The 24,891-nt window shown below is 72.5% G+C and carries 24 protein-coding genes and 1 pseudogene; 13 read left to right on the forward strand and 12 right to left on the reverse strand.

What is annotated here, in order from left to right:
• Nucleotides 1-17: 17 nt before the first annotated feature.
• The 9 genes from ML340_RS07905 to ML340_RS07945 all read right to left on the reverse strand — a co-directional run bounded on the left by ML340_RS07905 (nt 18) and on the right by ML340_RS07945 (nt 11,012).
• Nucleotides 18-845: a carbohydrate ABC transporter permease gene (locus ML340_RS07905; RefSeq protein ID WP_240098457.1), complete on the reverse strand. Its 828-nt coding sequence runs from the start codon at nt 843-845 to the stop codon at nt 18-20.
• Nucleotides 845-1,726 carry a carbohydrate ABC transporter permease gene (locus tag ML340_RS07910; protein WP_240098459.1) on the reverse strand — a complete coding sequence of 294 codons (882 nt, stop codon included), beginning with the start codon at nt 1,724-1,726 and terminating at the stop codon, nt 845-847. The genes ML340_RS07905 and ML340_RS07910 overlap by 1 nt, the downstream gene beginning before the upstream one ends.
• A complete protein-coding gene (locus tag ML340_RS07915; RefSeq protein ID WP_240098461.1) occupies nt 1,723-3,006 on the reverse strand; it encodes a sugar ABC transporter substrate-binding protein in 1,284 nt (427 codons plus the stop codon). Before ML340_RS07915 ends, ML340_RS07910 begins: the two co-directional genes overlap by 4 nt.
• A 2-nt stretch (nt 3,007-3,008) precedes the next feature.
• Nucleotides 3,009-4,469: a glucoamylase family protein gene (locus ML340_RS07920; protein WP_240098463.1), complete on the reverse strand. Its 1,461-nt coding sequence runs from the start codon at nt 4,467-4,469 to the stop codon at nt 3,009-3,011.
• A 26-nt stretch (nt 4,470-4,495) separates the two neighbouring features.
• Nucleotides 4,496-6,016 (reverse strand): tryptophan halogenase family protein, encoded by a 1,521-nt coding sequence (locus ML340_RS07925; RefSeq protein WP_240098472.1) that lies wholly within the window; start codon nt 6,014-6,016, stop codon nt 4,496-4,498.
• Between the two features lie 67 nt (nt 6,017-6,083).
• Complete coding sequence (locus ML340_RS07930) at nt 6,084-9,125, reverse strand: TonB-dependent receptor (protein ID WP_240098474.1); 3,042 nt, start codon at nt 9,123-9,125, stop codon at nt 6,084-6,086.
• Between the two features lie 22 nt (nt 9,126-9,147).
• Complete coding sequence (locus tag ML340_RS07935; RefSeq protein ID WP_240098476.1) at nt 9,148-10,227, reverse strand: LacI family DNA-binding transcriptional regulator; 1,080 nt, start codon at nt 10,225-10,227, stop codon at nt 9,148-9,150.
• A gap of 165 nt (nt 10,228-10,392) precedes the next feature.
• Complete coding sequence (locus ML340_RS07940; RefSeq protein ID WP_275672683.1) at nt 10,393-10,710, reverse strand: BolA family protein; 318 nt, start codon at nt 10,708-10,710, stop codon at nt 10,393-10,395.
• A 2-nt stretch (nt 10,711-10,712) separates the two neighbouring features.
• On the reverse strand, nt 10,713-11,012 hold the full coding sequence (locus tag ML340_RS07945) for a YciI family protein (protein WP_240098479.1): 300 nt from the start codon (nt 11,010-11,012) through the stop codon (nt 10,713-10,715).
• A 329-nt stretch (nt 11,013-11,341) separates the two neighbouring features.
• On the opposite strand from ML340_RS07945, the gene ML340_RS07950 reads away from it, so the two are divergent.
• The 4 genes and pseudogenes from ML340_RS07950 (at nt 11,342) to ML340_RS07965 (ending at nt 15,281) form a co-directional block, all read left to right on the forward strand.
• The gene (locus ML340_RS07950; RefSeq protein ID WP_425608297.1) at nt 11,342-12,199 is read left to right on the forward strand and encodes a segregation and condensation protein A; all 858 of its coding nucleotides are present in this window, start codon (nt 11,342-11,344) and stop codon (nt 12,197-12,199) included.
• Between the two features lie 5 nt (nt 12,200-12,204).
• Nucleotides 12,205-12,894: pseudogene (gene scpB, locus ML340_RS07955) on the forward strand (SMC-Scp complex subunit ScpB); the annotation flags it as partial.
• A gap of 22 nt (nt 12,895-12,916) precedes the next feature.
• Nucleotides 12,917-14,296 (forward strand): pseudouridine synthase, encoded by a 1,380-nt coding sequence (locus ML340_RS07960; RefSeq protein ID WP_240098483.1) that lies wholly within the window; start codon nt 12,917-12,919, stop codon nt 14,294-14,296.
• A gap of 109 nt (nt 14,297-14,405) precedes the next feature.
• Nucleotides 14,406-15,281, forward strand: a complete 876-nt coding sequence (locus ML340_RS07965; protein WP_240098485.1) for a pirin family protein — start codon at nt 14,406-14,408, stop codon at nt 15,279-15,281.
• Nucleotides 15,282-15,434: 153 nt separating this feature from the next.
• Here the strand turns inward: ML340_RS07965 and tpx are convergent, their stop codons facing one another.
• Genes tpx through ML340_RS07980 form a run of 3 tightly spaced genes read right to left on the reverse strand, consistent with a single transcriptional unit; the run spans nt 15,435 to nt 17,987 of the window.
• On the reverse strand, nt 15,435-15,935 hold the full coding sequence (tpx, locus tag ML340_RS07970; RefSeq protein ID WP_240098487.1) for a thiol peroxidase: 501 nt from the start codon (nt 15,933-15,935) through the stop codon (nt 15,435-15,437).
• 31 nt (nt 15,936-15,966) lie between these two features.
• Nucleotides 15,967-16,812, reverse strand: a complete 846-nt coding sequence (locus tag ML340_RS07975; RefSeq protein WP_240098666.1) for an amidohydrolase — start codon at nt 16,810-16,812, stop codon at nt 15,967-15,969.
• A 26-nt stretch (nt 16,813-16,838) separates the two neighbouring features.
• Nucleotides 16,839-17,987 carry a pyridoxal phosphate-dependent aminotransferase gene (locus ML340_RS07980; RefSeq protein ID WP_240098489.1) on the reverse strand — a complete coding sequence of 383 codons (1,149 nt, stop codon included), beginning with the start codon at nt 17,985-17,987 and terminating at the stop codon, nt 16,839-16,841.
• Nucleotides 17,988-18,079: 92 nt separating this feature from the next.
• On the opposite strand from ML340_RS07980, the gene ccmA reads away from it, so the two are divergent.
• From ccmA to ML340_RS08025, 9 genes are all read left to right on the forward strand, one after another.
• Nucleotides 18,080-18,724 (forward strand): heme ABC exporter ATP-binding protein CcmA, encoded by a 645-nt coding sequence (gene ccmA, locus ML340_RS07985; RefSeq protein WP_240098491.1) that lies wholly within the window; start codon nt 18,080-18,082, stop codon nt 18,722-18,724.
• Nucleotides 18,721-19,392 carry a heme exporter protein CcmB gene (gene ccmB / locus ML340_RS07990; RefSeq protein WP_240098493.1) on the forward strand — a complete coding sequence of 224 codons (672 nt, stop codon included), beginning with the start codon at nt 18,721-18,723 and terminating at the stop codon, nt 19,390-19,392. Before ccmA ends, ccmB begins: the two co-directional genes overlap by 4 nt.
• A 96-nt stretch (nt 19,393-19,488) precedes the next feature.
• Nucleotides 19,489-20,238 (forward strand): heme ABC transporter permease, encoded by a 750-nt coding sequence (locus ML340_RS07995; RefSeq protein ID WP_240098495.1) that lies wholly within the window; start codon nt 19,489-19,491, stop codon nt 20,236-20,238.
• Nucleotides 20,235-20,399 (forward strand): heme exporter protein CcmD, encoded by a 165-nt coding sequence (gene ccmD, locus ML340_RS08000; RefSeq protein WP_240098497.1) that lies wholly within the window; start codon nt 20,235-20,237, stop codon nt 20,397-20,399. Before ML340_RS07995 ends, ccmD begins: the two co-directional genes overlap by 4 nt.
• On the forward strand, nt 20,396-20,860 hold the full coding sequence (gene ccmE, locus ML340_RS08005; protein WP_240098499.1) for a cytochrome c maturation protein CcmE: 465 nt from the start codon (nt 20,396-20,398) through the stop codon (nt 20,858-20,860). The genes ccmD and ccmE overlap by 4 nt, the downstream gene beginning before the upstream one ends.
• Nucleotides 20,861-22,807, forward strand: a complete 1,947-nt coding sequence (locus ML340_RS08010; RefSeq protein WP_240098501.1) for a heme lyase CcmF/NrfE family subunit — start codon at nt 20,861-20,863, stop codon at nt 22,805-22,807.
• A complete protein-coding gene (locus tag ML340_RS08015; protein WP_275672678.1) occupies nt 22,804-23,352 on the forward strand; it encodes a DsbE family thiol:disulfide interchange protein in 549 nt (182 codons plus the stop codon). Before ML340_RS08010 ends, ML340_RS08015 begins: the two co-directional genes overlap by 4 nt.
• A complete protein-coding gene (locus ML340_RS08020) occupies nt 23,349-23,801 on the forward strand; it encodes a cytochrome c-type biogenesis protein (RefSeq protein ID WP_240098503.1) in 453 nt (150 codons plus the stop codon). Before ML340_RS08015 ends, ML340_RS08020 begins: the two co-directional genes overlap by 4 nt.
• Nucleotides 23,801-24,811 carry a tetratricopeptide repeat protein gene (locus ML340_RS08025; protein ID WP_425608298.1) on the forward strand — a complete coding sequence of 337 codons (1,011 nt, stop codon included), beginning with the start codon at nt 23,801-23,803 and terminating at the stop codon, nt 24,809-24,811. Before ML340_RS08020 ends, ML340_RS08025 begins: the two co-directional genes overlap by 1 nt.
• Nucleotides 24,812-24,891 lie beyond the last annotated feature (80 nt).

The following is a 24,891-nucleotide window of genomic DNA, read 5'->3' on the forward strand; positions in this document are numbered from 1 at the left end:
TGCGGCCCGGCGGCCGCTCAGCCCTTGACGCTGCCCAGCAGCAGCCCCTGCAGGTAATGCCGCTGCAGGGCCAGGAACAGCAGCAGCACCGGCAGCACGGTGACCACCGCGCCGGCCATCATCAGCTCGTTGTCCTGCACGTGCTCGCGCGACAGCCCGGCCAGCGCCACCGGCAGGGTCTGCAGGCGGTCCTCGCTGAGCACGATCAGCGGCCACATGAAGTCGTTCCAGGCGCCGAGGAAGCTGAACACCGCCAGCGTCACCAGGATCGGGCGCAGCACCGGCAGCACAATCTGCACGAAGATCCGCCACTCGCCGGCGCCGTCGATCCGCGCCGCGTCCAGCAGGTCGTCGGGGATCGCGCGCGCATACTGGCGCACCAGGAAGATGCCGAACACCCCGGCCAGCCCGGGCACCATCGCCCCGAGGTAGGTGTTGATCAGGCCCAGCGGCTTGAGCATCAAAAACAGCGGCATCATCGCCACCTGCCCCGGGATCACCAGCACCGCCAGCAGCAGGCGGAACACCCGCTCGCGGCCGGCGAAGCGCAGCTTGGCGAAGGCGTAGCCGGCCATGGTGTTGAGCAGCAGCGAGATGACGGTGACCCCGCCGGCCACCACCAGGCTGTTGAGGAAATGCCGGCCCATGCCGGCGCGCAGGAACAGCGCGCGGTAGTTGTCCCAGGTCGGCGCCTGCGGCAGCAGCGGCGGCGGGAAATGGCTGGCCGCACCCGCGGGCATGAACGAGACCGACAGCATCCACAGCAGCGGCAGCAGGCTGAAGGCCGCCAGCGCCAGCAGCAGGCCGTTCACTACGATCGCGGGCAGCACGCGCGGCAGGCGCATCACTCCACCCCGCGCCGGCGCGCCCACCACAGCAGCAGGCTGGTGCTCGCGCTCATGATCAGGAACAGCAGGAAGGCGACCGCCGAGGCGCTGCCCAGGTTCCACCACTTGAAGCCCTGCTCGTACATCAGGTACAGCACGCTCACGGTGCTCTGCAGCGGCCCGCCCTGGGTCATCACGTAGGGCTCGGCGAACAGCTGGAAGTAGCCGGCCATGGTCAGGATGCCGACCAGCAGCAGCACCGGCCCGAGCTGCGGCAGGGTGATGTGCAGGAACTGCCGCCAGCGCGAGGCGCCGTCGATCCGCGCCGCCTCGTACAGGTCCTCGGGGATGCCCTGCAGCCCGGCCAGCAGGATGACCATGTTGTAGCCGAAGTTCTTCCACACCGCGAACAGGATGATGGTGGGCATCGCCCAGCGCGGGTCGCCCAGCCAGTCCACCGGCGCGATCCCGAGCGCCCCGAGCAGCCAGTTCACCAGCCCGTACTGGGTATGGAACAGGTAGCGCCAGATCAGCGCCACCGCGACCACCGTGGTCACCACCGGCGCGAACAGCGCGGTGCGGAAGAACGCCTTGCCGCGCGCCAGCGCCGAGTGCAGCAGCAGCGCGGCCAACAGCGACAGCGCGATCGACAGCGGCACCCCGGCCAGCACGAAGTAGAACGTGTTGCCCAGCGCCTTCCAGAACAGCGGGTCCTGCAGCAGGGCCAGGTAGTTGCCGAGGCCGACGAAGCGCAGGTTGCGCAGGTCCGCGAGCGCATAGATGTCGAAGTCGGTCAGGCTCAGCGCCAGCCCGGCCAACACCGGCAGCCCGAAGAACAGGCCGATCACCAGCAGCGCCGGCGCCGCGAACAGCCAGCCGGCCAGCGCGCGCGCGCTCACGGCAGCGCCCCGCGGCGGTGGTCGAGCATCCAGCGCCGCTTGGCGAGGATGGCGTCGGTGCGACGGTCCATCTCCGCGGCCGCCTGCGCCACGCTCAGGCGGTCGTTGGCCAGCTGCTCGCCGACGATCCGCAGCTCCTGCGCGATGCGCTCCCATTCCGGCACCTTCGGCGCCGGCACCGCGCGCTCGAGCTGGGCGCGGAAGGCCTGCGCGTTGGGATCTCGCGCCAGCGCCGGCGTGTCCCATGCCGAGCGCCGCGGCGGCAGGTCGCCGGTGAGCGCGTGCAGGCGGATCTGCTGCGCCGGCTGCGACAGCCAGGCCACCAGCGCCCACGCCGCCGGCTTGTCGCGCGCGCTGCGGAACACCACGAAGCTGGTGCCGCCGGCGACCGAGGCGCCCGGCCCGCGCGGGCCCGGCAGCGGCATCGTGCCCCAGGCCGACTGCAGCCGCGCCGGCAGGCGCGCGCGGAACTCGGCGATGTTCCACGGGCCGCTGATGTAGTAGCTGAAATAGCCGCGCCCGAATTCGTCCCACACGTTGGAGATGCGGGTGTTGTCGACCCGCGGCGCCAGCCCGGCGTCGAACAGGCCGCGGTAGAACCCCAGCGTCTGCACGAAGCCGGGGTTGCGGAAGTTGCCGTAGCGCCCGCCGTCGCGCAACAGCGGCTCCGGCTGCTGCACGGCGAGGTTGAGCAGCGGCTCGAACTCGTTGAGCGGCAGCAGGATGGCGAAGCGGTCCGCGCCGACCTGACGCTTGACCGCCTGCATGGCCGTCCGCCACTCGGCCCAGTCGCGCGGCGGGCGCGCCACCCCGGCGGCGGCCAGCAGATCCTTGCGGTAGTACGGCAGGCGCGTCTCGACGTACCACGGCACCGCGTAGGTCACCCCATCGATCACCCCGGCATCCCAGGCGCCGCGGAAGTAGTCGCCGGGATCGATCCCGCCCGGCCGCCGCAACCACGGATCCAGCGGTTCGAGCGCACGCAGCGCGGCGAACTCGGCGATCCAGGTGTTGCCGAGCGGCACCACGTCCGGCAGCGCGTCGCCCGCGAAGGCGGTCAACAGCTTTTCGTGTGCGGCGGTCCACGGCAGCTGCTGCAGCTTGACCCGAATGCCCGGATGCGCGCGCTCGAACTCCGGCAGCAGGCGCGCCACCACCTCGCCCTCGTAGCCCATCGCCCACAGCCGCACCACCCGCCGGCCGTCGCCCTCGCGCGCGCAGCCGGCGAGGACCAGCAGCAGGCCGAGCAGCAGCCAGCGCGGGCACAGGCGCGCGCGCATGCTCAGCCGCCCGTACTCCGGGCCGCGCCGGCAGGCGCGGCGGCCGCCTGCAGCCAGCCGCCGCGGAAGCCGGCGCGCTCCAGCCCGCGCCGGATGTGGGGATTGCGCCGCATCACCTCCCACACGAAGCCGCTGCGGTAGTTCTCGATCATCAGCACGATCGGGCCCTGGTCGATCCCGAGGTAGTCGGTGTCGACCCAGCCACTGGGCGTCAGCCGGCCGTGCTTGAGGGTCGCGCCGGCGAAGGTGAAGCTGGGGTTGAAGGCGTCGAGGAAGCCGTACTCGCCGTAGATGTCGCGGCCGTAGCGTTCGTGCATGGCGGTGATCGCCGGGATCACGATCTCCGGCGCGAACGCGATCGAGCCGGCGGCCGCGGTCGGCGCCAGGGTGCCGTCGTCGAGCACGTACTCGATGCCGGCGCCGCGCGCCGAGTAGCTGTGGAACAGGCGGGTGCTGCCGGCATAGTCGAAGCTGGCATCGGTCGGCCCGTCGCAGGCGGTCAGGCCCCACACGTGCTTGCCGTAGCCGGCCCAGCCGCCGGGGTTGGCGGTCGCGTAGGCCTGCTGCGAATAGGTCGCGCGGCGGCTGTTCTCGAAGTAGTCCAGCCCGCGCCGGCGCATGTAGTCGTCCTGGATGCCGCGGAAGTCGATCCAGATGTGCGAGTACTGGTGCCCGAACAGCGGCGGGAAGCTCAGGTGCTGCTGGCCGTAGAAGGTGCCCCAGGTGCGGTCGTAAGTGGAGGTCCACGCCTGCCAGGCATCGGTTCCGACCGGGTGGGTCGGCGAGCCCAGCGCCAGCACGTACACCAGGATCGCCTCGTTGTAGCCCTGCCAGTCGTGCTTGAGCATGCCCTCCTCCGGCTTCCAGCCCATCGCGATCCACGGCGGGCGCGCCTGCATCCAGGTCCAGTCCACCCGCCGGTAGATCTTCTCGGCCAGGCGGCGGATCTCCGCCTCCTTGCGGTCCTCGCGATCGTAGTAGCTCTGCGCGAACAGCACCCCGCCCAGCAGCAGCGCAGTGTCCACGCTCGACAGCTCGTTGCTGCCGGCGCGGGTGCCGGTGTCCATGTCGAGGAAATGGTAGAAGAAGCCGCGGTAGCCGGCGGCGCCGCTCGCATTCGGCCCCTGCGGCGCGCGCGCGAAGAAGCGCAGGGTGGCCAGGGTGCGCTCCACCGCCTCGGCGCGGGTGATCCAGCCGCGCTCGACCCCGACCCCGTACGCGGTCAGGCCGAAGCCGACCGCGGCGATGCTGGACGCCGAGGGCGTCGGCCAGCGGTCGGGCACCAGACCGTTGTCCGGATTGCCCAGTTCCCAGAACCAGTCGAAAGTCCTGCGCTCCAGATCCTCCACCAGCGGCGGCAGGGCCTGCACCGCGCGCGCCGGCGCGGGGTCGGCCGCCGCCGGCGGCGCCGGGGAACGCCCGCACCCGCCCAGCAGCAGGGCCAGGGCGAGGGCGACGGGCATCCCCAATCGCCGCGCCAGATGCCCGATCATGCGGCCTCCGGCGCGCGGCAGTGGCGGTCGATGAAGGCCTGCTGCGGCGGCATGGCCTCCACGCAGTTGCGGATCACCGCGTGCACGTGCTGCAGGAACTGCACCAATTCCTCCTCCGGCATCTGGTCGGCGAACGGGTGCCAGCGCTCCGGCAGCAGGCGTTGGCCGACCATGACCTGCACCCAGCTCTGCAGCGCGAAGAACTCCTCGCCGTTGCGGTAGAACCTGCCCGTGCGCCGGAACAGGTCGATGGTCTCCTGCAGGCCATCCGGCACCGGCATGTGCCGGCAGTCGCGCCAGAACGGGCTGTCGTCGCGCTGGTTGGCCTTGTAGTGCAGGATGATGAAATCGCGGATGCGCTCGTACTCGAAGATCGTCGCCGCGTTGTAGCGCGCGACCAGCACCGGGTCGCAGGCGCGCGTCGGGAACATGTCCAGCAGGCGCAGGATCGCGGTCTGCACCAGCAGCAGGCTGGTCGATTCCAGCGGCTCCATGAACCCGCTGGCCAGCCCCACCGCGACCACGTTGCGCTCCCAGAACCGCTCTCGGCGGCCGGTGGTGAAGCGCAGCGGGCGCGGCTCGGCGAGCGCGGCGCCGTCGAGGTTGCCGAGCAGGCGCGCGGCGGCCTCGTCGTCGCTCAGGTAGCGGCTGCAGTAGACATGGCCGTTGCCGGTGCGGTGCTGCAGCGGGATCCGCCACTGCCAGCCGGCCTCCAGCGCGGTCGAGCGGGTGTACGGCGCCAGTTCCGGCGCGCGCGCGCTGGGCACCGCCAGCGCGCGGTCGCAGGGCAGCCAGTGGCTCCAGTCCTGGTAGCCGACGCCCAGCGCCTGCCCGATCAGCAGGCCGCGGAAGCCGGAGCAGTCGAGGAACAGGTCGCCCGCGATGCGGCGGCCGTCCTCCAGTTGCAGCGCGGCGACGAAGCCGTCCTCGCCGCGCTGCTCGACCCCGACGATCCGCCCTTCGTGCCGGCGCACCCCGCGCTGCTCCGCGTAGCGGCGCAGGAAGCGCGCGTACAGGCCGGCGTCGAAGTGGTAGGCGTAGGCCACCGCGGCCAGCGGCGAGCCGGCCGGCGCGTCCGCGGCGCCGGGCAGGAACCGCCCCTGCGCGGCGGCGCTGGCCTGCAGCGCGTACTCGCCGAGCGGCCGGGCCAGCCCGTGCCGGTGCGCGCGCAGCCAGTAGTGGTGGAACGCGACCGGCCCGAGGTCGAGCCCGACGCTGCCGAAGCCGTGGAAATAGGCATCGCCGCGGCGGCCCCAGTCGCGGAACTGGATGCCGAGCTTGAACGTGCCCTGGGTGGCGCGCACGAACTCGGCCTCGTCCAACCCCAGCACCTGGGTGTTGAAGGTGCGGATGTGCGGGACGGTGGCCTCGCCCACCCCGACCGTGCCGATCTCCTCGGACTCGACCAGGTGCACCTCGCAGGCCGGCGCGAGGTGGCGGATGCAGGCCGCCGCCGCCATCCAGCCGGCCGAGCCGCCGCCGACCACCACCACCCGCCGGATCGCGCCGTCGTCCATCCCCGCCTCCCTCATGCCGGGGCCCGCTCGCGCGGGCCCCGGTGGCGTGCTGCGGCCGGGATCGCCATCACCAGCTCAGGCGCCCGGAGAGGAAGTAGGTGCGCGGCGTGGTGTAGCTGTTCACGCCGCCGCCGGTGGTGATCAGGTCGATCACGGGGTTGTAGATCCCGTTGCTGCCCCAGTTGATGTTGTAGGAGTTGTAGTTCTTGTTGTTGAACACGTTGATTGCGTCCGCGCGCAGCTGGAAGGTCATCCCCGCGAACAGGCGGAAGTCCTTGGACAGCGCCAGGTCGAGCTGCTTGGTGCCGATGCTCTGCGGCGGGAACGCGGCCACGATCAGCGGCGGGCGCGGGCTGGCGCCGTATTCCCACCAGCCCACGATCGCGTTCAGCGGCGGCGGCGAGGCCAGGGTCAGCTTGGCCGACAGGGTCACATCCCAGGGCAGGTCGCGGATCGCGGTCGCCACCAGGCGGTGCTTGGGCACCACGCTGAGGTAGATGAACGGGTAGTCGGCGATGGTCGGCGCGTCGAACGAATAGTGCTCGTCGCCGCCGCGGTTGCCCTTGGCATGGCTGTAGGTGTAGGCGACCGTGACGCCCCAGCCGGAGGCCTTGTCGTACGGCTTCTCCGCGCTCAGCAGCAGCTGGCTGGTCTTGGTCTCGATCCCGTTGTTGCCCAGGATCAGCGGCCCGAAGCCCGGCGGTGCGTGCTCCCACGGCTGCGCCACGTCGTTCGCGTTCCACGACGGCGCCGACCAGAACTTGCCGTCCGGGTAGCGGTTGCCGAGGGTGAACACGAAGCCTTCCTTGCTGTGCACGTTGCTCAGCGCGGCCGAGACGTTCCAGTCCACCAGGCGCGCGCGCAGGCCGAGCGACATCTGGTCGGAATACGGCGTCTTCAGGTTGTTGTTGAGCAGGTCGATCTCGCCGTTGCGCACCCGCGAGGTCACCAGCGCCTGCAGGTTCTCGACCCCGTTGAGGTACTTCGGATCCCAGTTCACGCAGGAGCCGGGCGCCGGGGTGCAGCCGGTGCTCTGCACGAACTGGATCTGGTAGGAGGCCAGCGCCGACTTGACCTGCTCCAGGCCCATGTAGTCGTACAGGTTGCGGTCGTAGCTGCGGCCGAAGCCGCCGAAGAACACCAGGCTCTCGTCGCCGTTGATGTCGTAGGAGAAGCCCAGGCGCGGGGCGAAGTTGTTCTTGTCGACCTTGCGGTTATGGCCGTTGCTGATGTAGTCGTTGATGTTGATGCCGCCCTTGGCCAGCTGCTGCGCGTAGGTCGCGGACACCGCCGGGTTGGTGCCCGGCCCGGTCAGCGCGGCCACCACCTCCGGCGGGGTCACGTAGTCCACGTAGGAGGGGATCTTCTCGTAGTCCCAGCGCACGCCGATGTTCAGCTGCAGCTTGTCGGTCACGTCCCAGTCGTCCTGCACGTACAGCCCGATCTGCCGGCTCTTGGTGGTCACGATCGGCGCGGCCCCGGCGAACGGCGCGTTGAAATTGACCTGGTAGGGGATCGCGTTGGTGCCGACCGGGGTGTACGGGCTGGGCGGCAGGCTGCCGTCGTTGACCGCGTAGCGGAACGACGGGATCAGGTCGGAGTTCTCGCTCTGGATCAATTCGACGTGCTTGATCTTGACGCCGGCCTTGATCACGTGGCTGCCGTGCCAGTCGAAGCTGTTGAAGGTGATGTCGTTCTGGAACGCCGGGCCCTTCTGCCCCTTGCGCTGGATCGCCAGCGCGCTGGTGGCGTCGGCGAACAGCAGCACGTTGTTGGGATTGATGCCGACGGTGTAGATCGACTGGTTGCCGATCCGGTACGGGCGCGGATTGAACAGCGCGTCCTCGTAGGTCAGCCGCGCCTCGTTCATGAACGCCGCGCCGTAATGGGTCCAGCGCAGGTCGTAGCGATCTTCGGTGTTGTAGTTGATCTTGGAGGCCGAGGCGGCAGTGATGCCGCCGACGTCGGTGCGTCCGTTCTCGTCGCGGCGCTTGAACGACAGCTCGATGCGGTCGTCCATCCCGAGGTCCCAGTCGAACTTGGCGAAGTACAGGTCCTCCTTGAACGGCGCGGTGGCCGGGCCGAGCTGGTCCTTGGCCGCGGCCGGCAGGAAGCCCGCGAACGAGGCCCACTGGTTGGGCACCGCGACCGGCGGCATCGACACCACGAAGTCCTTGGCCTCGTAGCTGACGAAGTAGTGCATGCGGTCGCGGATGATCGGGCCGCCGAGCGCGACCCCGTATTCCTTCTGCTCGGTCTTCTGCTTGGCCGCGCCGGCGCCGACCTCCGACACCGTGCGCGAGCGCAGGCCGGTATCGGTGTAGCGGCCGAAGATCTCGCCGGAGAACTCGTTGGTGCCGGAGCGGGTGGCGGCGATCACCACCGCCGAGGCGACCTGGTCGTACTCGGCCTTGTAGTTGGAGGTGATGACCTTGTACTCGCCGATCGCCAGCTGCGGGAACGGGTTGCCGCGGCTCTGGTCCTGGCCGGTGATACCGCCGGTGAGGACGTAGTTCTTCTGGCCCACGCCGTCGATGAAGACGTTGATCGCGCTGGTGGTCTGGGCGCCGCCACGCAGCTGGGTGGTGCCGTTCGGGTTGGCCTCGAACTGCATGCCGGGCACGGTGTCGGCGAACTCGAGGAAGTTGCGCGACACCTGCGGCAGGGTGCTGATGGTCTTGAGCGAGACGTTGTTGCCGACCTCGGAGGTCTTGACCTCCTGCAACGCCACCCCGGTCGCGGTGACCGTGTCCAGGGTCTTGACCCCGCCCTGCCCCGGCGGCAGCAGGTCGAGGTTGACCGAGGTCGCCACCGCCAGGGTCACGGTCTTCTCGGTGCCAGGGCCGGCCTCGACCTTGTAGGTGCCCGGCGGTAGGCCGGTGAGCGCGAAGCTGCCGTCGGCGGCGACCTTGACCTTGCGCACCTGCCCGGTGGCGGTGTTGACCGCGGTGACCTCGGCGCCGGCCGGCGCCTTGCCGCGCAGGGTGGCGTTGGCGGACTGCGCCAGCGCCGGGGCGCCCCCCAGCATCAGGCAGCTGGCCAGCGCGCAGGCCAGCAGGGTGCGATGCGGCGTGGACCGCGGCGTGGTGGACCGGTGCGTGCGTTGCATGGGACTCCCCTCCGGATGGCGATCAGCGTTTGGCAACAGTGGATGCAGTGGAGCGTGGCCGGCGGCGGCCGGCCTTGGATGCGGATGTGGATGCAGGCGTGGGCGCAGGGGCCGGCGTCGGCCGCACGTGACCGCTGGAGGCGCGCACCACCAGCTCGGGCACGCGCAGGCCCGGTGCGGGCGCCTCGGCGTCGAGCAGGCGCCGCATCGCCGCGGCGCCGAGCCCGGCGATGTCGACCCGCATGGTGGTCAGCCCCGGCGGTACGTAGCGCGCCAGCGGGATGTCGTCGAAGCCGGCGACCGCGATGTCGTCCGGCACCCGGCGGCCGGCGGCGGTCAGCGCCGACAGGCAGCCGAGCGCCATCATGTCGTTGGCGGCGAACACCGCGTCCGGCAGGTCGGCGCGCGCCAGCAGCATCTGCGCCGCGCGCGCGCCGGACGCCTCGCGGAAGTCGCCGGGCAGGACGTCGGCATCCGCGCCCGGCAGCAGCGTCGCCAGCCCCTCGCGGTAGCCGCGCAGGCGCTCGGCGGCGTCGAAGTTGTCCTCCGGCCCGGCGATGAACGCGATCCGGCGATGGCCCGCCTCGACCAGATGGCGAACCATGGCCAGCGCACCGGCGTGGTTGTCGATCCCGACCCGGGCGATGCCCTGCGGCGCGCGGGCGCCGATGCTGACCGCCTGCGGCCAGGCCGCCAGCGCCTCGGCCAGGTGGCCGTCGGCATCCGCGTAGGGCGACATCACCAGCAGGCCGTCGACCCGTCCGCGCATCCCGCGCAGGGCGTCGCCCTGCTCGCGCGGGTCGCCGTGGTAGGACGAGACCAAGAGGTGCAGGCCGTGCATACGCGCGACCTGGTCGATGCCCTGCATCAGCTCGGAGAAGAATTCGCCGTACACCTCCGGCAGCACCACCCCGATGGTGCCGGTGCGGCGGCTGCTCAGGCTGCGCGCGGCGTGGTGCGGGGTGTAGCGCAGGCGCTCGGCGACCGCCTGCACCCGCCGGCGCACGGCCTCGGCCACGTTCTGCTGGCCGTTGAGGGCGCGCGACACCGTGGCCACCGAGACCTTGGCCTCGCGCGCAACGTCCTTGATGGTCACCGTCATGCCTGTCCCCCGGAACGACGGCGCGACTGTAAACGTTTCCATCGCGGACGCAAGCACAGCCGCCGCAAACCGGCGCGCGTCCGCCGCGTCGAATCACAACCCATTGATTCGCAAAGGGTGAGGTTGCCGCTGGAAACGTTTACTTGCGGCGGCGCAACAAAACTTTCACGCCCCGTCCTGCCCGCCAGCGGGCGGCGCGGTGTCCTCGCCCGGGGCCAGCGCACGGATCGCGAGCGCGTGGATGTCGGTCTGCATCAGTTCGCCGAGCGCGGCATACACCTGCCGGTGGCGGGCCAGCGGCGGACGCCCGGCGAACGCCGCGCTGACGATGGTCACGGCGAAATGCCCGCGGCCATCGCGCGCGCCGGCGTGGCCGGCATGACGGTCGCTGTCGTCGCGCAGGTCCAGCCGCTGCGGGGCGAACGCGGCCTCCAGCCGTGCGCGGATGCGCGCCAGCCGCGCCGCGCGCGCGTCGGCCGGCAGGCTCACGGCAGCACCTTGCGGAACGGCCGCACCTCGACCCGCCGGTAGACCCCGGCAGCAACGTAGGGATCGGCCTCGGCCCAGGCCTGCGCCTGCTCCAGCGATTCGAACGCCGCGACGATCAGGCTGCCGCTGAAGCCGGCAGGGCCGGGGTCCTCGGCATCGATCGCCGGACACGGACCCGCCAGCAGCAGCCGGCCCGCGTCGCGCAGGGCGTGCAGCCGCGCCAGATGCGCCGGGCGCGCGGCCTGCCGCTGCGCCAGCACGTCCTGCCCGTCGTACCCCTCGATCACGTACCACATGCCGTTGTTCCCGGATGAACGCCGGCCGCCATTGTAGGCGCGGCCAGTGGACAGCCCGCCGGGGAATGCTTAGGCTTAGCCCCGTCGCTTCCGGCCCGTCCCGTGGCCCCGCGCACCGCCGGCCTCCCCACGCCGCACCGCGCCCACTGACCGGCCATCCTCGCCACCCGCCGCCGCCGCATCGGCCCGGCCGGCCCGGCGCAGGCCATCACCGAACGAACCGCCGTGCCCGGCCCCGCGCCGGAACCGCTGCTGCCGTGGCCCGGAGGGGGCCGCCGACGATGACATCCGAATCCGGCGCCGCCGCGGGCGCCGCCCACAACCCGGCGATGGCGCCCCGCCAGCAGGAGATCCCGCTGGCGGTGGTGCTCGGCCAGCCGGTGCTGCAGATCCCGCAGGACCTGTACATCCCGCCGGACGCGCTGGAGATCATCCTGGAGGCGTTCGAGGGGCCACTGGACCTGCTGCTGTACCTGATCCGGCGCCAGAACCTGGACATCCTCGACATCCCGGTGGCGGAGATCACCCGCCAGTACGTCGAGTACATCCAGACCATGCACGAGCTGCGCTTCGAGCTGGCCGCGGACTACCTGGTGATGGCCGCCATGCTGGCCGAGATCAAGTCGCGCATGCTGCTGCCGCGGCCGCCGGCCGAGGACGGCGCCGAGGAGGAGGATCCGCGCGCCGAGCTGGTGCGCCGACTGCAGGAATACGAGCGCTACAAGAAGGCAGCCGAGGACCTCGACGCCCTGCCGCGGCTGGAGCGCGACACCGTGCCCGTCGCCGCGCACGTGCCCGACCGCGCGGCGATCCGGGTGCCGCCGCCGGTCGAGCTGCGCGAGCTGCTGCTGGCCCTGCAGGACGTGCTCAAGCGCGCGGAGCTGTTCGGCCAGCATGCGATCCGGCGCGACGCGCTGAGCGTGCGCCAGCGCATGGGCGAGTTGCTGGAGCGCCTCGCCGACGGCGCGTTCCTGCGCTTCGAGGCGCTGTTCGCCGCGGAGGAAGGCCGGCTCGGCGTGGTGGTCACCTTCCTCGCCCTGCTGACCCTGGCCAAGGAGCAGCTGGTGGACATCGTGCAGGAGGCGCCGCTGGCGCCGATCTACGTGAAATCGCTGGCCGGCGCGCAGGCCGGCGGCGCTCCCGACGGCGAGGCCTTCGCCGACCCCGAACCCGACACCCCGGCATGAGCCAGATCGATCCCGCGCAGGTCACCCGCATCGTCGAAGCCGCCCTGCTCGCCGCGCAGCAGCCGCTGTCGCTGGTGCAGCTCAAGGGCCTGTTCCCGCTCGACGAACCCGCCCCGGACGGCAGCATCGAGGCCGCCCTCGCACAACTGCAGGCCGCCTGCGCGGACCGCGGGGTGGAGTTGGTCGAGGTGGCCAGCGGCTGGCGCTACCAGGTCCGGCGCGAGATCCACCCCTGGGTCGCGCGGCTGTGGACCGAGCGCCAGACCAAGTACAGCCGCGCCACCCTGGAGACGCTCGCACTGATCGCCTACCGGCAGCCGATCACCCGCGGCGAGATCGAACAGATCCGCGGGGTCACGGTCAACAGCAGCATCATCAAGGCGCTCGAGGAGCGCGGCTGGATCCGGGTGGTCGGCCACCGCGACGTGCCCGGCAAGCCCGAGCTGCTGGCCACCACCCGCGAGTTCCTCGACTACTTCGGGCTCAAGCGCCTGGACGAGCTGCCGCCGCTGTCGGAACTGAAGGAGATCGGCGAACTGGAACCGGAGCTGCCGCTGCCGGCGATCCCCGCCGCCGCCTCCGACACGGCGGCCGACAGCGGGGACGCGGCCGGATCGCCCGTGCCGCCAGACAGCGATCCCGACGCCTCCCGCGATCCCGAACCCACCGCCCTTCCCCACCCAGGCGCCGCGCCCGTTGCCGCGCCGGAGCATACGCATGAGCAAGCCTGACACCCCGACCCGCCGCCCCCTCAGCCTCAAGCGCGGCCAGATCGCCGACACCCCATCCCCGCGCATCAGCGAACGCCTGCACAAGGTGCTGGCACAGGCCGGCCTCGGCTCGCGCCGCGCACTCGAGCAGCGCATCGCCGAAGGCCAGGTCAAGGTCAACGGCGAGGTCGCGCAGACCGGCATGAGCATCAGCGGCGGCGACCGGATCGAACTCGACGGCAAGACCTTCGTCGCCACCGCGCTGACCGACCCGCCGCGGGTGCTGATGTACAACAAGCCGGAAGGCGAGCTGACCACCCGCGACGACCCCGAGGGCCGCCCGACCGTGTTCGACACCCTGCCCGCGCTCAAGGGCGCGCGCTGGATCGCGATCGGCCGCCTCGACGCGAACACCACCGGCCTCTTGCTGCTGACCACCGACGGCGAGCTGGCCAATGCGATGATGCATCCCAGCCACGAAGTCGAGCGCGAGTACGTCTGCCGGGTGCGCCCGCCGGAAGGCGAGGAACGCGTGCCCGAGCGCATCGTCGAGCGGCTGGCCCGCGGCGTGGCGCTGGAGGACGGCCCGGCCAAGTTCGACGAGATCGAGCGAATCGGCGGCAGCGACTCGCACGACTGGTTCCGGGTGCTGCTGAAGGAAGGCCGCAACCGCGAGGTGCGCCGGCTGTGGGAGTCGCAGGGCTGCCAGGTCAGCCGCCTCAAGCGCATCCGCTATGGCCAGGTGCGCCTGCCGCAGCCGCTGCTGCGCGGACAGGTGCAGGAGTTGCCGCCGGCCGAGGTCGCCGCGCTGCGCCAGGCGGTCGGGCTCGAGGATGCGGTCCCGTCGGCACTCACCCTGATGCCGGTGATCGGCCAGCGCAAGGCGGGCAAGACCGTGGTCACCGGCCATGCGCGCGGGCAGGGCTATGTCAACGGCCACGTCACCGCGGACGAGGGCCGCGAGTTGCGCCGCTTCGACCAGTTCCGCGAGGAGCGCGGCCGCCGCGGCGGACAGCGGCCCGCCGCCGCGCTGACCGTGACCGGCGAAATGGCCGCCAAGCAGGCGAGCAAGAAGATCAAGCTCAAAGGCCCGCGCCAGCCGGGGCAGAAGCTGCGCCCGGGCGAGGCGCGCGGCGAGAACCCGGCGGCCATGCGCACCTGGTACGTGCCGGAGGGCGCCGGCACCGGCCCGGCCGGGCACCGCAACCCGGGCCCGCGCGGGGCACGCCCGTTCGCCGCCAAGCCGCGCGCGCCCAAACCCTACGGGCATCCCGGCAACGCCCCGAGCTTCCCCTCCGACCACGCCCACGGCGGGCACGCCGCCCCCGGCCCGCGCCGCGGCGGCAAGCCGGGCGGCCGCGGGCGCGGCCCGCGCGGCGGGCGCTGACGCCGCCGGCGGCAGAACGCTGCATCGCCCGGACGACGGTTGCCGTGCCCCGGCGCGGCGCCCATGGTGAGGACACCCGCCGGCCGCCGCCGGCCACCGGAGCCCCGCCATGGCCGACAAGCAGATCCTCGACGTCCGCAGCGCCCCCGATCGCCACTGGGTCGGCAACGGCTTCCCGGTGCACGGGATGTTCGACTACCGCGGGCCCGGCGTCGCCCAGCGCAGCCCGTTCCTGCTGCTGGACTACGCGGCCCCCACCCACTTCACGCCGACCGCCGAGCGCCGCGGCGTCGGCACCCACCCGCACCGCGGCTTCGAGACCGTGACCATCGTGTATGCCGGCGAGGTGGAGCACCGCGACTCCGCCGGCAACGGCGGCGTGATCGGGCCCGGCGACGTGCAGTGGATGACCGCCGGCCGCGGCATCCTGCACGCGGAATTCCACTCCCCGACCTACGCCGCCAAGGGCGGGCCGTTCGAGATGGTGCAGCTGTGGGTCAACCTGCCGGCCCGGCACAAGGCCGCACCGCCCGCCTACCAAGGGCTGCTGGCTGCGCAGATCCCCGTCGTCGCCCTGCCGGGCGGGGCCGGTGTGGCCCGCCTGATCGCCGGCGAATACGCGGGCCGGCGCGGTCCCGCGCGCACCTTCACCCCGATGCACGTCTGGGACCTGCGCCTGGCCGCCGGCAAGACGGTGGCGCTGCCGCAGCCGGAGGGCTGGAGCACGCTGCTGGTGGTGCTGGACGGCACCCTCCAGCTCAACGGCACCCAGGTGCTGCGCCCGGCGCAGATGGCCACGCTGTCCACTGCCGGCACCGGCGTCACCATCGAGGCCAGCGGCGACGCCAAGCTGCTGCTGCTCGCCGGCGAGCCGATCGACGAACCGGTGGTCGGCTACGGCCCGTTCGTGATGAACACCGCCCAGGAGATCCAGCAGGCGATCGCCGACTTCAACAGCGGCCGCTTCGGCAGCCTCGCCTCCTGAGGCCGCGCGCCGCTACGGGACGGTTCCCGCGTTCGCGCGCATGCCCACGTCCCTCCGTGATGGGCCTGCCGAACCCCGGACGGGCCGCGCCTCCCGTTCGTGCCGCGACAGGCCCAGGACCAACGGGTGAAGGAGCGCGAGCGCCGCCCAGCCTCAGCCCAGCGCGGCCAGCGCGGCGGCGTAGTCCGGCTCCTGGGTGATCTCCGGCACCAGCTGCACGTAGCGGACGGTATCGGCGGCATCGAGCACGATCACCGCGCGCGCCGCCAGCCCGGCCAGCGGGCCGTCCTCCAGCTCCACCCCGTAGTCGCGCAGGAAGCGGCGCCCGCGCAGGGTGGACAGCATCACCACGCGGTCGATGCCCTCCGCGCCGCAGAAGCGCGCCTGCGCGAACGGCAGGTCGGCGGAGATGCACAGCACTACGGTGTCGGCCAGCTTGGCGGCGTCCTGGTTGAAACGGCGCACCGACGCGGCACACACGCCGGTGTCCACGCTCGGGAAGATGTTCAGCAGCTTGCGCTTGCCGGCGAAGTCGGCCAGCGTGCGGTCGGCCAGGTCGGTGCCGACGAGCGAGAAGGCCGGCGCCTGGCTGCCGACGCTCGGGAGCTGGCCGCCGACGCGGACCGGAGTGCCTTTGAGGGTGACGGTGGACATCGCAGGGCTCCGCAGGAAAGGGAAGGGCATCCTAGCCGGCGGGCGTTGCGCCGGCGTCATCGCCGGGCTCCTCGCCGGCGCCCACCAGCACGCAGCGGTCGGCATCCTGCAGCGCCGGGAAGCGCTGGCGGTGGGCCAGCAGGTCGGCCGCCGACAGGGTGGCGGTGACCACCGCCGGGGCATCCCCGCATTCCACCAGCGGCTGGCCGAAGACGTCGATCGCCGCGCTGTCGCCGCGGTAGTGCAGGCCGTTGCCGTCGGTCCCGACCCGGTTCACGCCGACCACGTAGCACAGGTTCTCGATCGCGCGTGCGCGCAGCAGGGTCTGCCAGGCGTAGGCGCGCGCCGACGGCCAGTTGGCGACGTACAGCGCCAGGTCGTAGTCGGCCTGGCCGGGGTGCGCCGGATCGAAGCGGTTGCGCGAGAACACCGGGAAGCGCAGGTCGTAGCAGACCTGCAGCAGGATCCGCCAGCCCTTCCACGCCACCACCACGCGCGCGCGGCCGGGGGCGTAGCGCTCGTGTTCGCGCGCGAAGGTGAACAGGTGGCGCTTGTCGTAGTGCGCCAGCGCGCCGTCCGGGGTGGCCAGCAGCAGGCGGTTGAACACTCCGGCCTCGGTGCGGATCTGCACGCTGCCGGCGACCGCCGCGCCCAGCGTCGCCGCCTGCTGGCGCATCCAGGCCACGGTCGCGCCGTCCATGCCCTCGGCGCGCGCGATCGCCGCGTTCGAGAAGCCGCTGGTGAAGGTCTCCGGCAGCACCACCAGGTCGGTCTGCCCGCGCAGCGGCGCGATCAGCCCGCCGTAATAGGCGCGGTTCGCCTCCGGGTCGTGCCAGCGCGTCTCGCCCTGGACCAGCGAGACGCGCAGGTCCGGCATGTGCTGGGGCTCGGGCATGGCCGCGCTCACAGCCGCGACAGGCGTTCGATCGCCGCGTCCAGGGTGGCCTCGCTCTTGGCGAAGCACAGCCGCAGCAGGCGCTGTCCCGGCGGCGGCGCGGCATAGAACGGCGACAGCGGGATGCCGGTGACGCCATGCTCCACCGTCAGCCAGCGCGCGAATTCCAGATCCGGCAGGTCGCTGACCGCGGAGTAGTCCACCAGCTGGAAATACCCGCCCGGCACCGGCAGCGGCGTCAGCCGGGTGCCCTCCAGCTGGGCGCGGAAGCGGTCGCGCTTGGCCTGGTAGAACGCGCCCAGCGATTCGTAGTGGGCCGGGTCGGCCGCGATCATCTCCGCGAACGCGTGCTGCGCCGGGTGGAAGGTGCAGAACACGTTGTACTGGTGCACCTTGCGGAACTCCGCGGTGAGCGCCGGCGGCGCGATGCAGTAGCCGACCTTCCAGCCGGTGCAGTGGTAGGTCTTGCCGAAGCTGGAGACGACGAACGCGCGTTCGCGCAGCGCCGGATGGCGCAGCACCGATTCGTGGCGGGCGCCGTCGAACACGATGTGCTCGTACACCTCGTCGCTCAGCAGCAGGATGTCGGTGCCGCGCAGGAGGTCCTGCAGCGCCTGCAGGTCGGCGGCGGTGAACATCGCGCCGGAGGGGTTGTGCGGGCTGTTGACCATCAGCAGCCGGGTGCGCGGGGTGATGGCGGCGCGCACCGCGTCCCAGTCCGGGGCGAAGCTGGCCGGGTCCAGCGGCACGTGCACGGCGGTCGCGCCGGCCAGCGCGATCGCCGGTTCGTAGCAGTCGTAGCAGGGATCGAGCACGATCACCTCCTCGCCGGCGCGCACCACCGCGTGGATGGCGTCGAAGATGGCCTCGGTGGCGCCGCTGGTGACGGTGACCTCGGCGTCGGCATCCGGGCGCCAGCCGTAGCAGCGCTGCGTCTTGTCCGCGATCGCCCGCCGCAACGCGGGGATGCCGGTCATCGGCGCGTACTGGTTGTGGCCGGCCTGCATGGCGCGTGCGAGCGCCTCCACCAGCGCGTCCGGCACCGGGAAGTCCGGGAAACCCTGGCCGAGGTTGATCGCGCCGTGCTCGGCCGCCAGCTGCGACATCACGGTGAAGATGGTGGTGCCGACCTGCGGCAGCTTGCTGTCCGGAGCCATGGCGACGTGCGGCGGAGGATGGGCGCAGAGTGTACGCAATCGGACGCGCGCCGCCGGCAGGCGCGCGGCGCAGCCGATAGAATCCGCGCTCCATGCCGTCCGCCGACCCCGCCCCCGCCGCCCTGCTCGCCGTCCGCGGGCTTGCGTTCGCCCGCAACGAGGAGCCGGTGTTCGGGCCGCTCGCGTTCGCGGTGGACGCGGGCGAGGCGCTGCTGGTGCAGGGCGGCAACGGCGCCGGCAAGACCACCCTGCTGCGGGTGCTGGCCGGCCTGCTGCGCCCGGACGCCGGCGCCATCCTGCTCGATGGCGAACCGGCCGGCCCGGCCCGGCGCGCGCGCGCGATGGCCTACCTCGGCCACCTGCCGGGGCTTAAGGCGGACCTGGGCGCGCTGCAGAACCTGCACTACCTGTGCGGCCTGCACGGGCGCCGTCCGCGCCAGCTGCCGGAAGCCGCGCTGGCGATGGTCGGCCTGGCCGGCTACGAGGACGCGCCGCTGCGCACGCTCTCCGCGGGCCAGAAAAAGCGCCTGGGGCTGGCGCGGCTGTGGCTGTCGCCGGCGCCGCTATGGCTGCTGGACGAGCCTTACGCCAACCTCGACCTCGACGGCATCACCCTGGTCAACCGCATGGTGCAGGCGCATCTGCGCGACGGCGGCGCGGCCCTGATCACCACCCATGGCGCCTACGCCGCGCCGCCGGTGCGCACCCGCCTGCTCGAACTGGGGAGCGTGGCATGATGTGGCGCGCCGCCCGCGCCCTCGCCGCACGCGACCTGCAATTGCTGTGGGCGCGCCGCGGCGATGCCCTGCAGCCGCTGCTGTTCGCGCTGCTGACGGTGGTGCTGTTCGCGCTCGGCCTCGGCGGCGACGCGCGCGCGCTGGCGCCGGTCGCCTCGGCGGTGCTGTGGCTGGCGGTGCTGCTGGCCGGCCTGCTGACGCTGGACAACCTGTTCCGCGGCGATGCCGAGGACGGCTCGCTGGAGCAGTGGATGCTGGCGCCGGTGCCGCTGTGGTGGCTGGTGCTGGTGCGCACCCTGATGCACTGGCTCACCACCGCGCTGCCGGTGATCGTGGCGGTGCCGCTGCTGGGCGAGCTGCTGCACCTGCCGCACGCGCAGCTGCCGGTGCTGCTGGCCTCGCTGCTGCTGGGCACGCCGATCCTCAGCCTGCTCGGCGCGGTGGTCGCCGCGCTCACGGTCGGCATGCGCCGCGCCGGCATCCTGCTGGCGCTGCTGGCGCTGCCGCTGTACGTGCCGGTGCTGGTGTTCGGCGCCGGCGCGGTCGCCGCGCAGGCGCAGGGGCTGGACGCCATCGGCGCGCTGCTGCTGCTGGCGGCCGGGCTGGTCTTCGCGCTGGTCCTGGCCCCGCTGACCGCGGCGGCGGCGCTGCGGATCGCCCATACCTGAACACCCCGCCCACCAGATACCCCCCGGCGTACCACGGGCCGGTAACTGGTATCCTGCCGGCCCGCCCCGGCGGCCACGTGCCGCGCCGCAGCATCCATGCATCCGCTGATCCGCTGGTTCCACCAACTCGGCTCGCCCCCCTATTTCGACCGCTTCGCCGCCCGCTGGGCGCCGTGGGGCTACGGGCTGGGCCTGCTGGCGATGCTCATCGGGCTGTACGGCGCGCTGTTCCAGGTCCCGGCCGACTACCAGCAGGGCGACAGCTTCCGCATCCTCTACATCCACGTGCCCGCGGCCTGGATGAGCATGGCGGTGTTCGCGCTGATGGCGCTGTATGCGGCGATCGCGCTGATCTGGCGGATCAAGCTGGCGGAGATCCTGTCGATGGCGTGCGCGCCGATCGGCGCCGGCTTCACCACCGTCACCCTGCTGACCGGCTCGATCTGGGGCAAGCCGATGTGGGGCACCTGGTGGGACTGGGATCCGCGCCTGACCACCGAGCTGATCCTGCTGTTCCTCTACCTGGGCGTGATGGGCCTGTACGCGGCGATCGACGACCGCCGCAACGCCGCGCGCGCGGCCGGGCTGCTGGCGATCGTCGGGGTCGCGCTGCTGCCGGTCATCCGCTGGTCGGTGGTGTGGTGGAACTCGCTGCACCAGGGCCAGACCATCCGCCTGTTCGGGCAGTCGAGCATGGACCCGAGCATGCTGCCGCCGCTGTGGTGGATGGTGCTCGGCACCCATGTCTGGTTCGCCGGCGCCCTGCTGGCGCGCGCGCGCGCGGACAACCTGCGGCGCGAGCTGGGCAAGGACTGGGTCAACCGGCTGGCGGAGCAGGCGCGATGAGCTACCGCGAGTACGTGCTGGCCGCCTACGCGGTGTTCGCGATCTTCCTGCTGTGGGACTGGCTCATCCCGCGGCTGCAACTGCGCGCGGCCCTGCGCGCGACCCGCCGGCGCCTCGCCCGCCAGGGCACCCGCGCCGCCCCGACGGACCTGCAACGATGAACCCCACCCGCAAACGCCGCCTGTGGCTGGTGCTGGCGCTGGTCGCCGCCGCCGGCCTCGCCACCACCCTGATCGCGCTGGCCCTGCAGCGCAACGTCGCCTACCTCTACACCCCGAGCGAGGTGCTGCGCGGCGACGCCGGCGGGCACGCCCGCTTCCGCCTCGGCGGGATGGTCGCGGCCGGCTCGTTCCGGCGCGCACCCGGCTCGATGGAGGCGCACTTCGCGGTGGACGACGGCGAGGCGGTGCTGCCGGTGGTCTACACCGGCATCCTGCCCGACCTGTTCCGCGAGAAGCAGGCGGTGGTCGCCACCGGGCGCATGCAGGGCGGCGTGTTCGTGGCCGACGAGGTGCTGGCCAAGCACGACGAGACCTACATGCCCAAGGAAGTGGCCGACAAGATGGGCCTGGCGCACAAGAAGCACAACGTGCAGGCCGCCCCGGCCGGGATGCCGCAGTAAGTGGGCGCGCTCGCGTTCCTGCCGGAACTGGGCCAGTTCGCCCTGCTGCTGGCGCTGCTGGTGGCGGCGGTGCAGGCCGTGCTGCCGCTGCTCGGGGCCTGGCGCGCGCAGCCGGCGCTGATGGCGCTGGCGCGGCCGGCGGCCTATCTGCAGCTGGCGCTGGTCGGGCTGGCGTTCGCCGTGCTCACCCGCGCGTTCGTGGACGGCGACTTCTCGCTGCGCTACGTGGCCGAGAACAGCAATTCGCTGCTGCCCCTGGTCTACCGCTACACCGCGGTGTGGGGCGCGCACGAGGGCTCACTGCTGTTGTGGGCGCTGGTGCTGGCGGTGTGGACCGCCGCGGTGGCGCGCTTCTCCGCGCGGCTGCCGCTGCCGGTGGTCGCGCGCGTGCTGGGGGTGATGGGGATCGTGGCGGTCGGCTTCCTCGCGTTCCTGATCTTCACCAGCAACCCGTTCGAGCGCCTGCTGCCGGCCGCGGCCGAGGGCCGCGACCTCAACCCGCTGCTGCAGGATCCGGGGATGGTGATGCACCCGCCGATGCTGTACGCCGGCTACGTCGGGTTCTCGGTGCCGTTCGCGTTCGCGATCGCCGCCCTGCTCGAGGGCCGGATCGATGCGCAGTGGCTGCGCTGGGCGCGCCCATGGACCAACGTGGCCTGGGGCCTGCTCACGCTCGGGATCGCGCTCGGCAGCTGGTGGGCCTATTACGAGCTTGGCTGGGGCGGCTGGTGGTTCTGGGATCCGGTGGAGAACGCCAGCTTCATGCCGTGGCTGGCCGGCGCGGCGCTCTTGCACTCGCAGGCGGTGACCGAGAAGCGCGGCAGCTTCGGCGGCTGGACCCTGCTCTTGGCGATCGCGGCGTTCTCGCTGTCGCTGCTGGGCACCTTCCTGGTGCGCTCGGGCGTGCTGACCTCGGTGCATGCGTTCGCCGCCGACCCCACCCGCGGCCTGTTCGTGCTGGTGTTCCTCGGCCTCGTGATCGGCGGCTCGCTGCTGCTGTACGCGCTGCGCGCGCCGGACACCGAGCGCCAGGCCAAGCCGTTCACCCTGGCCTCGCGCGAGACCCTGCTGCTGGCCAACAACCTGCTGCTGGCCGCCGCCTGCGGCATGGTCCTGCTCGGCACCCTGTACCCGCTGCTGGCGGACGCCCTCGAACTGGGCAAGATCTCGGTCGGCCCGCCGTACTTCTCGTTCATGTTCCTGCTGCTGATGGCGCCGCTGGTGCTGCTGCTGCCGTTCGGCCCGCTCACCCGCTGGCAGCGCGAGGATCCGCGCCAGCCGCTGCGATTGTTGGCGCCGTGGGCGCTGCTGGCGCTGGTGGCCGGCGCCAGCGCGTTCGTGCTGATGCCGCAGGGCGGCTGGAAGGCGGCGCTCGGGGTCGTGGCCGCGCTGTGGGTCGCGCTGGGCACCCTGCGCTTTCTGTGGTCGCGCTGGCAGCAGCCGGGCGCGCGCCTGACCCGCGAGATGCTGGGCATGACCCTGGCCCACCTCGGGATCGCGGTGTTCCTGGCCGGCGCGCTGCTGGTCGAAGGACTGTCCCAGCAGCGCGAGGTCGCGGTGCGCCCGGGCATGCAGGTGCAGCTCGGCGACACCTGCTTCGTGCTGCGCGGGATCGCGCACGAGGAAGGCCCCAACTACGTCAGCGACCGCGGCACGGTGGACGTGCTGGCCGACTGCCGCACCCCGCTGACCACCCTGCACCCGGAGAAGCGCCGCTACGTCGCCGGCGGCCAGGTGATGACCGAGGTCGGGCTGCACGCCGGGGTCCTGCGCGACCTCTACGTCGCCCTCGGCGAGCCGCTCGGCGGCGATGCCTGGGCGCTGCGGGTGCACGTCAAGCCGTTCGTGCGCTGGATTTGGGCCGGCGCGCTGCTGATGGCGCTCGGCGGCTTCGTCACCGCCAGCGACCGCCGCTTCCGCCGCACCGCCGCCGAGGCCACGCCATGAAGGCCGGGCGCTGGCTGCCGCTGGCGGTCTTCGTCCTGCTCGCCGCGCTGCTGGGCGCCGGGGTGTGGATGAGCCGCAAGCCCGACCGCGATGCCCTGCCCTCGCCGCTGATCGGCAAGCCGGCGCCGGCGTTCGCGCTGCCGGTGCTGCACGAGCCGGGACGCACGGTGCGCCTGGCCGACCTCAAGGGCCAGCCGTTCCTGCTCAACGTCTGGGGCAGCTGGTGCGTGGAGTGCCGGGTCGAACACCCGGTGATCACCCGCCTGGCCGAGACCCGCCGCATTCGGGTGGTCGGCTACAACTGGAAGGACGAACCGGCCGACGCCTTGCGCTGGCTGGCGCAGTTCGGCAATCCCTACTGGCTGGTGCTGAGCGACGTCGAGGGCCGCAGCGCGATCGACTGGGGCATCTACGGCGCGCCGGAGACCTTCCTGGTGGACGCCGACGGCATCGTGCGCTGGAAGCATGTCGGCCCGATCGACGATGCGGTGCTCGCCGGCGAGCTGGAACCGCAGCTGCGCGCGCTGGAGGGGGGCCGCCGATGAACCGGATCGCCACCGCCGCGCTGGCACTGCTGCTGGGCCTGGTCCCGCCGCTGGCGCGCGCCCAGGCCAACCAGCAGGCCGACGCCGCGCCGCTGCGCTTCCACGACCCCGCCGAGGAGGCGCGCTTCCACGCCCTCACCGCGGAGCTGCGCTGCGTGATGTGCCAGAACCAGTCGCTGGCCGATTCCAATGCGCTGATCGCGCTCAACCTGCGCCGCGAGGTGCTGGCGCTGATGCGCCAGGGCAAGAGCGACGATGAGATCAAGAACTTCCTGGTGCAGCGCTACGGCGAGTTCGTGCTGTACCGGCCGCGGCTGGAGGCGCGCACCTGGCTGCTGTGGCTCGGCCCGGGGCTACTGTTGGCCGGCGGCGCCGTTGCGCTGGCGCTGGCGGTACGCCGTCGGCGCCCGTCCACGCCGCCGCAGGACGACGAGGAACAGGAATGGTGATGGGGCTGTTCATCGCGCTGGCCGGCGCGCTGGTGCTGGCGGTGCTGGCGATCCTGCTGCGCCCGCTATGGCCGGCGCGGCGCGGGCTGGCCCTCACCCTCGGGGTCGCCCTGGTCGCGGGCGCGGCGCTCTTGTACCGCGCGGTCGGCACGCCGGAGGCGCTCGACCCGGCCATGCTGCGCGCGCCGCAGACCCTGCCGGAGGCGATCGCGCAGCTGCAGCGGCGGCTCGCACGCGATCCCGACCAGCCCGAGGGCTGGATGCTGCTGGGCATGGCCTACGCCCGCCAAGGCCAGCTTCAGTCCTCGCGCGATGCCTATGCGCGCGCACTGGCGCTGGCCCCGGACGATCCCGACGCGCTGACCGAAGCCGCGCAGTCGCGCGCCCTGGCCGCGCCCGACCGCCGCTTCGATGCCGCCGCGCGGGCCATGCTGGAGAAGGCGGTGCGCCTGCATCCCGAGCACCAGCGCGCGCGCTGGTTCCTCGGCGTCGCGCTGCGCCAGGCCGGCGATGCCGCCGGCGCGGCGCGCACCTGGGAGCCGCTGCTGGGCGCGCTCGACGGCGAGACCGGCGCCGCCCTGCGCGAACAGATCGAAGACGCCCGCAAGGCCGCCGGGCTGCCGCCTCTTGCGGAGGCACCGGCCGCCGCCAGCACGGGCGGGATCCAGGTCGCGGTGCGGCTGGCCCCGGCGCTGGCCGCGCGGCTGGCGACGATGCCGCGGGCGCAGGTGTTCGTGATCGCGCGCGCCCCGGGCGGCGGCCCGATGCCGGTCGCGGTCGAACGCCACCCGGCCAGCGCACTGCCGCTGCAGGTGCGGCTGGACGACGCCGACAGCCCGATGCCGACCCGGCGCCTCTCGCAGCTGCCACAGGTGGAACTGCTCGCACGCCTGTCCCCCAGCGGCGAGGCGATGCCGCAGCCGGACGACATCAGCTCGCCGGCGGTCACCGTCATCCAGCCGGCCAAGGGCGCGGTGGAGCTGGTGATCGGGGCCCCCGCGCAGCCGTGAGCCGGCGCGCCGGCGGGTGCTGATGCCAGCGCGGCATCGCAGTATTCCGCCGGCTGCCTCGGCGCGGCAAGCGCCCCCGC

Origin of the sequence: Thermomonas flagellata (genome assembly GCF_022419185.1) — a bacterium.
Classification (GTDB): Bacteria; Pseudomonadota; Gammaproteobacteria; order Xanthomonadales; family Xanthomonadaceae; genus Thermomonas; species Thermomonas flagellata.